At 56.9% G+C, this 11,627-nt stretch carries 7 protein-coding genes; all 7 read left to right on the top strand.

What is annotated here, in order from left to right; all coding sequences use genetic code 11:
- Positions 1-350 precede the first annotated feature (350 nt).
- The 7 genes from AC2FH9_RS03295 (at position 351) to AC2FH9_RS03265 (ending at position 11,446) form a co-directional block, all read left to right on the top strand.
- Positions 351-1,280 (top strand): sugar phosphate isomerase/epimerase family protein, encoded by a 930-nt coding sequence (locus AC2FH9_RS03295; protein WP_496870768.1) that lies wholly within the window; start codon positions 351-353, stop codon positions 1,278-1,280.
- Positions 1,261-2,670: an aldehyde dehydrogenase family protein gene (locus AC2FH9_RS03290; protein WP_496870766.1), complete on the top strand. Its 1,410-nt coding sequence runs from the start codon at positions 1,261-1,263 to the stop codon at positions 2,668-2,670. Before AC2FH9_RS03295 ends, AC2FH9_RS03290 begins: the two co-directional genes overlap by 20 nt.
- Entirely contained in the window at positions 2,670-4,451 is a 1,782-nt protein-coding gene (locus AC2FH9_RS03285; protein ID WP_496749198.1) for a thiamine pyrophosphate-binding protein, read from the top strand. The genes AC2FH9_RS03290 and AC2FH9_RS03285 overlap by 1 nt, the downstream gene beginning before the upstream one ends.
- Positions 4,452-4,733: 282 nt before the next feature.
- Positions 4,734-5,615 carry a LysR family transcriptional regulator gene (locus AC2FH9_RS03280; RefSeq protein ID WP_142640095.1) on the top strand — a complete coding sequence of 294 codons (882 nt, stop codon included), beginning with the start codon at positions 4,734-4,736 and terminating at the stop codon, positions 5,613-5,615.
- An 85-nt stretch (positions 5,616-5,700) separates the two neighbouring features.
- Positions 5,701-7,404, top strand: a complete 1,704-nt coding sequence (locus AC2FH9_RS03275) for an NAD(P)H-dependent oxidoreductase subunit E (protein WP_496870763.1) — start codon at positions 5,701-5,703, stop codon at positions 7,402-7,404.
- Between the two features lie 13 nt (positions 7,405-7,417).
- Positions 7,418-10,201: a formate dehydrogenase subunit alpha gene (gene fdhF / locus AC2FH9_RS03270; protein WP_496870758.1), complete on the top strand. Its 2,784-nt coding sequence runs from the start codon at positions 7,418-7,420 to the stop codon at positions 10,199-10,201.
- 312 nt (positions 10,202-10,513) lie between these two features.
- A complete protein-coding gene (locus tag AC2FH9_RS03265; RefSeq protein ID WP_496870755.1) occupies positions 10,514-11,446 on the top strand; it encodes a LytTR family DNA-binding domain-containing protein in 933 nt (310 codons plus the stop codon).
- The last annotated feature ends 181 nt before the right edge of the window (positions 11,447-11,627 follow it).

Genomic DNA, 11,627 nt, shown 5'->3' with positions numbered 1-11,627 from the left:
GCCAAAGTCATGATCTGCGGCAGCCTCGATTCTTCAGAAAGCCGCACCAAGGCCGATCAATACGGCATCGCCAGAGCCTGCGCGCCTTGATGGCGCCAGGGTTCCGGCTGATTGGCTTGCCTATCCCGGTGATGATCACGGCGCAGACGCGTCCGATTTCACGATGCCTCTGTGGGGCCTCGCCAGTTCAGAGCGATTGGATCATCATATAAGCTTTTGTAAAAAAATGATTAAACCCGACCGGGAGCCCGTCCGGTGGTTTCAGTTTAAGCCGCGTCGCTAAGAGTTGATATTTTAAAAAATATCAGATATTTTTTACTAAGTATGATAAAAATTAGATTCGCAGACGTATGGAGCTGTCGTTCATGGTGAAACCCGAAGAGGCCGGCTCATGCCCCTCTCTCTATTCCTTGGCGCATCTGACGCTGATCGGCTGCACGCCGCCCGAGCTAGTCTACATTGCTGCCCGGGCCGGTTACGATGCCGTCAGCCCGCGTTTCATTCCGATGCATGTGCCCGGTGAGTTTACTCAATCCCCGATCGACAGGGCACAGGTGCAGGCCACCAATACCGCTCTTTCTACTACGGGTTTGAAAGTTCTTGATGTCGAGCTTGCGCGCATCACCGAAGATGTCGACCCGCGCAGTTTTGAACCCTCTTTGGAAATAGGCGGAGAGCTTGGTGCAAAGCGCATGATCATGAGCGCGTGGACCAACACCCGCGATGATCGCGACTTCCTGATTGACGTCTATTCCGAGACCTGCGAACTGGCCGCGCCCTACGGGCTGACGGTCGATCTGGAGTTCCCCAGCTTTTCACGCCTGCGTACACTGGACGAGGCGCTGGATATTGTCCGCGCCTCCGATCAGCCGAATGGCGGTATTCTGGTCGATACGCTTTATCTGCACCTAAGTCGGGTGGATCTGGGAGAACTGCTGCACGTCCCTTCGGACCTGTTTCACTTTCTGCATATCTCTGACTGTCTACCAGGCATCGCGGATACGCGTGAGGGCATGATCCAACTGGCCCGCGATGCGCGGCTTTATCCCGGTGAAGGTTGGATTGATTTCACCGGCGTCATCGAGCGGATGCCCCCTGTCGACTATTCCATTGAACTGCCCAACCAAAGCCGCGTGGCCGAGTTGGGATACGAAGAGCACGCGCGTCGCTGTCTGAGCCACGCCAAGCGAACATTCGGTGAGGCGCGATCTCAGCGCCGCATGCCCAATGCAGCAATTCTAAAACACCAAGAGGATCATCATGGGCAAAGAGCTCACTGAAGACGACCGCCGACTGGCGGCTGATATGTTGGAACGTGCCCGCGCGGCCATGGCCAAAATCGAGGATTGGGAACAGGACAGGCTGGACCGTCTGTCTCAGGCCACAGCGTGGTACGCGGGGAACGAAAAAACCTTTACGCGATTGGCTCAGCAGGGGGTGGACGAAAGCGGCATTGGTGACCGCGAAGGACGCCCTGCAAAGCGGTTCAAAATACACATGGTACTGCGCGATGTCCTGCGCACCCCGTCGACTGGGATCGTCGAGGTTGATGAGGAAAAAGGCCTGGTGAAATACGCCAAGCCTGCGGGTGTGATCGCATCCCTGATCCCAATGACAAACCCGGCGATGACACCACCGGTGACCGGTGTTTCCGCCGCTAACGCCCGTAATGCGGTCATCTTCAGCCCGCATCCACGCACAGCAGTCACGACCTATGAAATGGTCGAGGTTATGCGCGCAGCCTGTCGAGCAGCAGGAGCCCCGGAAGACTTGTTCCAATCGATCCGCAAACCTTCGATCCCTCTTACCCAGCACCTGATGGAGATTTGTGATCTGACGCTGGCAACAGGTGGGAAGCCGATGGTTAAAGCGGCCTATAGTTCAGGGCGTCCGGCTTACGGTGTCGGCGCAGGCAATTCGTCTATCGTCATTGATGAAACTGCGGATCTGGATATCGCTGCCCAAAATACACGGATTTCAAAGACGTCTGACTTTGGGTCTGGTTGTTCGGCAGATGGCAACATTATCATCCAGCGCTCGGTTTACGATGATATGGTCAAGGCGCTTGAAGCCGAAGGTGGTTATCTTTGTTCTGGCGTAGAGAAGGCCATGCTCGAAGCGGCCATGTGGGATGAAAAGGGTAACCGTACGTTCCCGACCATCGCCTGTCCGCCTCAGCAAACGGCCAAAGTCGCCGGTTTTAACATCCCAGAAGATCGCAAGTTTCTGATGGTTGAAAATCAGGGGCAAATCGGGCCGCAGCACAAGTTCTCCAAGGAAAAACTGACCACGCTGATGGCGCTATATCACTTCGACACATTCGATGACGCGCTGGAAACGGTCAGCCAGATCTATAACACCGGAGGTAAGGGCCATTCCTGCGGGATTTATAGCCATAATGACGATCACATCGACCGGTTGGCGCGTCTGGCTCCGGTCAGCCGCATGATGGTTCGACAGCCTCAGTCCAAGGCCAACGCTGGTGCTTGGACCAATGGCATGCCTATGACCAGCAGCCTCGGCTGCGGCATCTGGGGCGGGAACATCACCAATGAAAACGTCACCATGAAACATATGATGAACTACACTTGGGTCAGTCGTCCTACGCCTGAGGATCGCCCCTCGGAGCCGGAGCTGTTCGGTGAGTTCTACGGACAGGAGGTCGCGTGATGGACGGAGCGAAACTGGAAAGCAAAACCGTTGCCGAACATATCGTTGACTTTTTCGAACGCCGTGAGGTCAAGCACGTATTCGGCCTGTGCGGGCACACGAATATCGCGGTTCTGGCCGCGCTGGCGGAAAGTCCCATTGATTTCGTAACTGTGCGGCACGAACAGATCGCCAGCCACGCGGCGGACGCTTATGCGCGCGTGACGGGCAAGGCTTCGGTGGTGTTGTCCCATCTCTCCCCGGGACTAACTAATTGCGCCACCGGGGTCGCCAATGCGGCGTTGGATTGTATCCCCATGGTCGTGATCGCGGGTGACATTCCTACGCATTACTATGGCAAGCATCCGCATCAGGAGGTTAACCTGCACGCGGACGCTGCCCAGTGGGAGATTTATCGCCCCTTTGTCAAACGCGCCTGGCGGGTGGACCGCGCAGACCTGATGGCTGAGATACTGGAGAAGGCGTTCCATCTGGCCGAAAGTGGCCAGCCCGGGCCGGTGCTGGTCAATGTCCCTATGGACATTTTTTCAGAGGTGATCCCCGCGGACAGTTTCGACCGTATCCGCGACAACACGCGCGCGCTCAAGAAACCGTCGATTGACGACGAGACAGCGCGCGAGATTGTCGAAGCGTTGGCTAAAGCCGAAAACCCAGTCGCATATGTAGGAGGTGGTATCCTACTGGCACAGGCCAGCGAGGAACTGCGCGAGTTCGTTGAACACATGGGACTGCCCGTCGCGCATTCCTTGATGGGTAAAGGCGCCCTGCGGGACGACCATCCGCTTGTTTTGGGAATGACCGGGTTTTGGGGCACCGAGTTGGTTAATCAGTCTTGCCTGAACGCGGACTACATCTTTGCCGTGGGAACACGGTTCAAAGAGGCTGATTGTTCAAGTTGGTACCCTGGCTACACGTTCAATATTCCCGGATCGAAGGTCATTCATATCGACATCGAACCGCAAGAGATCGGCCGGAACTATCCAACCGAGATCGGCGTTGTTGCGGATGCCAAGGCTGCGTTGCGCGTCCTCAGCCGGGTTGCCCGCAAAATGTATCCGGGCGGTTTCAAGCGCCCCGCCGTTGAACAAAAGATTGCTGATTTCCGGATGGGCTTCAAAGCACGCAATGTGGAAATGGCCACCTCATCAGCGTTTCCGATGATGCCCGAGCGTATTCTGGCAGATACCCGCAAGGCACTGCCCGAGGATGCCATCATCACAACGGATGTCGGATGGAATAAGAACGGCGTCGGACAACAATTCGATATCCTGACACCCGGTTCGATCCTGACCCCAGGTGGTTTTGCTACAATGGGTTTTGGCCCTCCGGGCGCGATCGGCGCGAAGCTGGCAGCACCTGATCGTGTGGTGATCAGCCTGGTTGGTGATGGTGGTTTCGGCCAAAACCCGTCGATGCTTGCGACTGCGGTCGAGCTTGATCTGGGTATCATCTGGCTGGTTATGAACAACAACGCCTTCGGCACGATCGCAGGTCTTCAGAAGGCGCATTACGGTTTGACCTATGGTACAACCTTCCCAGGGTCGGCCGAAGCGCCGGCCAACGGACCGGGTTATGCAGAAATTGCACGGGCCTACGGCGCAGAGGGGCACAGGCTGGGCGCTGCTGACGAGCTGTTGCCCGCATTGGAAGCGGCGATAGCCAGCGGCAAACCCACTGTTCTTGATGTCCCAATGATCAATAACCCGACACCAACGACCGGACATTGGAACATCTTGGACATATACTCACCAGACAAAGATGTATCCCACGTTGCGACGTGAAAAGCCTGTTCGAGGAATGCCTCACCGGGGGTGTGCCTCGAACAGGCCTGCAGTGGTTTCATTCTCGCAGAGGTGAGCGAAGAAAAATCAAACAGCATCACCAGTAGCGGGCTACAAAAAGAGGAACACCTCCAAAGCGCCGGGGTCCTTCAAACATTGCGTGGCAACGTTTGGCGCATGATGTTGAATGCGGAGTTGAGGGGCCGGGTTTAACTCCTGCTTTCCTCATCCCAAGGAATTCCGCTAGTGTCGGCACCGACCTGATATGAGTGATGCCGCCACATGATCGAAATCCGCGACCTGCAACTGCTCAGCGCTTTGGCGCGGCACCGGCATTTTGCAAAGGCAGCCGAGGAATGCGGGATTTCCCAGCCTGCGTTTTCAATGCGTATTCGCAACCTAGAGGATCGGTTGGGCGTGTCCATCGTCCGCCGCGCCAACCGGTTTCAGGGCCTGACCGAAGAGGGCGAGATGATCGTCCAGCGGGCGCGGCGCATTCTGGACGACACCAAGGCCTTGGAACAGCAGGTACAGGCGGCAAAGGGGGAAATCACGGGGACTCTGATACTGGGCGTGATCCCGACCGCAATCGCCTTTACGGGCCGGTTGATCAAGCGTCTGCAGCAGGCGCATCCGCGCATCATCACTCGGATCGAAACGATGTCGGCTACGGCCATTCAACATCGGCTGGACGAAGGCAGTCTGGATGCGGGCATCACATATGGCGACAGTATCGGCACCGATTTGCGGCAGGTACAGTCGCTGTATGAAGAAACCTATGTCCTGTTGATCCCGTCTCATATGACAGACGAAACGGGGCCAATTCCCTGGGCGCGGGTCGCCGAATTTCCGGTCAGCCTACTTGAACCGCAGATGCAGAACCGCCGCATATTAGACCGGATTTTCGCCGAACAGGGCCTGCATCCTCATGTGGTCGCGGAAACCAGCGGGTTCACTGCCTCAATGGTTATGGCGCGTGAGGGATTGGCGGCCACAGTGGTGCCACGCGTGTTGGTACGGGCGTTGGGGGATCTGAAGGGAACAAAGGTTCTGCCTTTGGTCGATCCGGTGGTCAGCAAACCTATCTGTCTGGCGACCTTGACACGCGATCCGGAACTGCCAACGGTTGGAGCGTTGCGCGCGGTGGTGACGTCTTTGCGGTGATAAGGTGTCGTTATCGTGCGATTGAAATATGCGATTTGACGATATGCTAGTCTGATGAGACACGGGGCCTGAATCGGAGGGCATCATGGCACCATTAGATACCAAGCCATCAGGCGCACCCAAGGGCGTCTGGAAGTCAGGTAAAGGCAAGGGGCGGCACACGCCCAAAGGCCGTCAGTTCACGGATGAGGCACAGGCCGAGATCACGCGCCTGCTGGGCGATCGTCCCCGCCGCCGCGACCTGCTGATCGAATTTCTGCATCTGATTCAGGATGCGCATGGCCATATCAGCGCCGATCATATTGCTGCGCTGGCCGTCGAGATGCGCATCGGTCAGGCCGAGATCTACGAGACCGCCACCTTCTATGCCCATTTCGATGTGGTGAAAGAGGATGAAACACCGCCCCCCTCGCTGACCATCCGCGTCTGCGATTCCCTGTCCTGCGAAATGGCCGGTGCCCAGCAGTTGCAAAAGGCGTTGGAAGACGGTCTTGATCCTTCCAACGTCCGTGTCCTGCGTGCGCCTTGCATGGGTCGTTGCGATACTGCGCCTGTGCTGGAGATCGGGCATAACCATATCGACCATGCCACCCCTGAAAAGGTGCAGGCTGCGATTGCTGCGGATGATACCCACGCCCATTTGCCCGCCTATGAAACCTTTGCGGCATATGAAGCAAACGGCGGCTATGCCAAGCTGAAAGAGCTGCGCGAGAGCGGTGATTGGGAGAAAGTACAGGAAGACATCCTGTCCTCGGGCTTGCGCGGTCTGGGTGGTGCTGGCTTCCCGTCCGGCAAGAAATGGGGCTTCGTTCGCATGAACGAAGGCACCCGCTATCTGGCCGTGAATGGCGATGAAGGCGAGCCTGGCACGTTCAAAGATCGCTACTACCTCGAGCGCACGCCGCATGTCTTCCTTGAAGGCATGCTGATAGCTGCCTGGGCGGTAGAGGCCGAGACCTGCTTTATCTACATGCGCGATGAATATCCGGCGGTGCTGGAAATTCTACGCCGCGAGATTGCCGAGCTGGAACAAGCTGGCCTGGTTGAAAAGGGATATATCGATCTGCGCCGGGGTGCCGGTGCCTATATATGCGGCGAAGAATCCGCGATGATCGAGTCGATCGAAGGCAAGAAAGGCTTGCCGCGTCACCGGCCTCCGTTTGTGGCGCAGGTTGGGGTCTTTAACCGTCCGACCTTGGTGCACAATGTCGAGACGCTCTATTGGGTGTCGAAAATCTGCCGCGAAGGGCCGCTGATTCTGAACTCTGTCGAAAAAAATGGTCGCAAGGGCCTGCGCAGCTATTCAATCTCGGGGCGGGTGGCCAAGCCGGGTGTTTACCTGCTGCCGGCGGGTTCGACCATTTTGGACGTGATTGAGGCCGCTGGTGGCATGGTCGAAGGGCAGACTTTCAAGGCGTATCAGCCCGGCGGTCCATCCTCGGGTCTGCTGCCTGCGTCGATGGACGATATCCCATTGGATTTTGACACGCTGCAGCCACATGGCACCTTTATCGGATCCGCCGCCGTGGTGGTTCTGTCCGATCAGGACACTGCCCGCGATGCGGCGCTGAACATGCTGCGGTTCTTCGAAGATGAAAGCTGTGGCCAGTGCACGCCCTGCCGGGCGGGCTGCGAAAAGGCGGTTAAGCTGATGCAGGCTGACACGTGGGACCAGGATTTACTGGAAGACCTGTGTCAGGTCATGGGCGATGCCTCGATCTGCGGTCTGGGGCAGGCGGCCCCGAACCCGATCCGCTTGGTCATGAAACACTTCGCTGACGAAATCTGAGGGAGACAGAGCCATGCTTGATGCAAGCCCAACCAAGACCGTCACCTTCAATCTGAACGGCGATGACGTCACCGTGCCCGAGGGCACCACGATCTGGGACGCGGCCAACGGCCAAGGCCTGATCATCCCGCACCTGTGTCACAAACCTGCACCGGGTTACACACCAGACGGCAACTGCCGCGCCTGTATGGTCGAGGTCGAGGGGGAGCGTACTCTGGTCGCCTCGTGCATCCGCCCCGCCGCCGAGGGCATGGTGGTCAAGACCGACAGCGACCGGGCCGAGAAATCGCGCGCAATGGTCATGGAACTGCTGGTAGCTGATCAGCCTGAGGTCGCGCATGATGCTTCGAGCCATTTCTGGGATATGGCCGCGCTGAACGATGTCAGCGACAGCCGGTTCCCGGCCAAAGAGCCTGGGAAAATCCCGTTGCTGGATGACAGCCATATCGCGATGCGGGTTAATCTGGATGCTTGCATCAACTGCAACCTCTGCGTCCGGGCCTGCCGGGATGTGCAGGTCAATGATGTGATCGGGATGGCCGGGCGTGGTCACACTGCGCAGGTGGTGTTCGATCAGAACGACCCGATGGGCGATTCTACTTGTGTAGCCTGTGGTGAATGCGTTCAGGCCTGTCCGACCGGTGCATTGATGCCAGCCACTGTGTTGGACGAAAAGCAGCAGGGCGACAGCAAGGATTATGATTCCGAGACCGAAAGCGTCTGCCCGTTCTGCGGCGTCGGCTGCAAGGTCTCGCTGAAGGTCAAGGACGGCAAGGTCAAGTATGTAGAGGGCATCAACGGCCCGGCCAACGAAGGCCGCTTGTGCGTCAAAGGCCGCTTTGGGTTCGACTATATCCACCACCCACACCGCCTGACCAAGCCGCTAATCCGGCGCGAGGATGCGCCCGCCAAGGGGCTGAATGTCGATCCTTCGAACCTGTCGACCCATTTCCGCGAAGCGACCTGGGAAGAGGCGATGGACCTGGCGTCCTCCAGACTGAAGGCGCTGCGCGACCAGGACCCACGCAATGTCGCGGGCTTTGGCTCGGCCAAATGCACCAACGAAGAAGCATATCTGTTCCAGAAGTTTATTCGTCAGGGATTTGGGCACAACAATGTCGACCACTGCACGCGTCTGTGCCACGCCTCATCGGTGGCGGCGCTGATTGAAAACGTCGGTTCGGGTGCTGTGACCGCAACCTTTAACGAGATCGAAAACGCGGATGTGGCCATCATCATCGGGGCCAACCCGATTGAGAATCACCCCGTTGCGGCGACCTATTTCAAGCAGTTCACCAAGCGCGGCGGCAAGTTGATTGTGATGGACCCGCGCGGCGTTGGCATGCGCAAGTTCGCTGATGAGATGTTGCAATTCCGCCCGGGTGCCGATGTCTCGATGCTGAACGCGATCATGAACGTGATCGTCGAGGAAGAGCTGTATGACAGCCAGTACATCCACCGCTGGACCGAGAACTGGGAGGCCGAGAAGGAACACCTGCGCGCCTTCACCCCCGAAGCGATGGCGCCGATCTGCGGTATCGAACCTGATCAGCTGCGCCGCGTGGCGCGCATCTTTGCACAGGCCAAGGCCGGGCTTATTTTCTGGGGTATGGGTGTCAGTCAGCATATCCACGGCACCGACAATTCGCGATGCCTTATCTCGCTGGCGTTGATGACCGGCAACGTTGGTAAACCCGGCGCGGGCCTGCACCCGCTGCGCGGTCAGAACAATGTGCAGGGCGCGTCGGACGCCGGCCTGATCCCGATGTTCCTGCCCGATTACAAGACGGTGACCGATGACAACATCCGGGCACAGTTCACCTCCGTCTGGGGGTCTGAGGATTTCTCGAATGAAAAAGGCCTGACCGTCACTGAAATCATCGATCAAGCATATGCGGGCAATATCAAGGGCATGTATATTCAGGGTGAAAACCCAGCCATGTCCGACCCCGATGTAGGCCACGCGCGGGACGCGCTGGCCAAGCTGGAGTTGATGATCGTGCAGGACATCTTCCTGACCGAAACGGCGAACTACGCCGACATCATCCTGCCTGCCTCGGCGCTGTATGAAAAGAACGGCACCGTGTCGAACACCAATCGTCAGGTACAACGAGTGCGCCCAGCTGTGGCGCCTCCGGGTGAGGCGCGCGAGGATTGGAAAATCACCGTCGAACTTGCGCAGCGCATTGGTCTGAACTGGTCTTATTCGGATGTGTCCGAAGTGTTTGCCGAGATGAAACTGACGATGGAGTCTCTCGACAACATCACCTGGGAGCGGCTGGAGACCGAAACAATCACCTACCCGTCGCTGTCTGAGACCGATCCGGGCCAAGCGATTGTGTTTGGTGATGGCTTCCCTCGTGCCGATGGGCGGGCCAAGTTCACTCCTGCCAGTGTGATCCAGCCGGATGAAGCGCCGGATGAGGAGTATCCGATGATCGCCACCACGGGTCGTCAGCTTGAACATTGGCACACAGGGTCAATGACCCGCCGGGCCACGGTGCTGGATGCGGTTGAACCAGAGGCCAACTGCTCGATGAACCCGCGCCAGTTGAAGCTGATGGGAATTGAACCGGGCGAGACCATTCGCCTGACCACCCGTCGCGGCGCGATCGAGATCATGGTGCGTGCCGACCGGGCGATTGCAGAGGACATGGTGTTCATCCCCTTTGCCTATGTTGAGGCGGCGGCGAATATCCTGACCAACTCGGCCATCGACCCTTATGGTAAAATCCCTGAGTTCAAATTCTCAGCCATTCGCGTTGAAAAGATCGAAGACGCAATCGCGGCTGAGTAAGAGTGTCGGAGTAGAATTTTTGAGGGCGGCCTTACGAGGTCGCCCTTTTAGGTTTCCGCGACGTCAACGCGGAAATAGGCATTTCCTACTCAGCTTTGCGCCATTTGCGCCATATTTCTCTGGTTTCAGCAATTTTGAGCCTAAGAAAACGCCACCAAAGCGCCCATTTTGCGGTCGTCAGGTTAGGTCTTGATTGGGTTTGGAAACGAAATTGGGGAACCGATTGCGCAGGGCCCGAACCTGTGGGCAGTCGGGCCTAGGCGCCGAAGCCGAAATAGATGGTAGTAGTGCGATCAGAGCAACAAGGGCTGAATGAAACCGCAAGACGTGTATAACGATTTGAAACAGGCTGAGCTTTCGTTTGTCGTATTGCCGGGTATGTCGGTTGATGCGATCCTGAGCGAAGTCCTTAGTTTCTTCCTGTCCAGAAACTTCCTGATGTTTCTGCCTGCTTTGATGCTGCTGCTCATTGGTGCGACGCCGTCATTGTTTGCTGAACCGCTAAACGGGCTGGGGCGCACGATCTATTGGATGTGCGGATTGCTGGGGTATATGGGTTCGGTGGTGCTGATGTTGCTTTTTGAGGCAGTCTGCAGCCGATATCTGGGCATCAAACGGTTTTTCACCCCGCTGACATGTTTTCCCATTGCGTATGGGGCGATGAAGTTTGCCCAATTCGCAACGACAATGGTTTTCAGTACATTTCTGTCTTTCAGCTTTGAAAACTCGCCGCTTTTGCTGCCTCAGTACTTTCTCGTCGTTGGAATTGAAGTGATCGTAATCGTTTGGGTTTTTCCACCTTATCTGGCCCGCCTGCGCGCCGGCGATCCGCAACCCGAGGACGAGCCGGATAGCAGAGTAGAATCCTGTGTTCCTGTGGCCAATGGTTTAGTGTCCGCCAATGGGCAAAATTTTTTGGCCAAGGACATTTTGTTCGTTCAGGCTCAGCAGCACTATGTCACCCTGCGTGTAGATGAAAAAGAAGTGCTGGTGCGTTCAACGTTCAAAGGCATCCTATCGCAAATGCCAGAATGCTACGGCCTACAGGTGCATCGGTCCTTTTGGGTTGCCAATCGGTGTGTGGATATTGCTAAAAGCCTGAATGAAGTCGGATATCTGGTTCTGGGCTGCGGCAAAAAGATCGCGATCGCCCGTAGCCGGCACGGCGCCGTGCGTGATTGGCTGTCCGAGATGGCGTCAGCGGAAAGCCCGGCAACAGTCAAAGCTTCACCACAACAAACCTGACATTGTTCGGCAGAAACATCCGGCTTATCGGTTCGTTTAGATAATCCACCTTCCCATCGCTGCTGGGTACAGAATACGCAGTGGATGGGAAGGTGGGCAGTTCAATATTTTTAGTAATGAAAAGACTTGAATTTTGATCTTTTGCTTTCCCCGATTTTGAGTTTTTCCCCCTCTATAATCA

Source organism: Ruegeria sp. CDSC081, assembly GCF_059610485.1.
The sequence above is the reverse complement of the archived record's forward strand: the minus strand, read 5'-3'. Positions and strand labels throughout refer to the sequence as shown.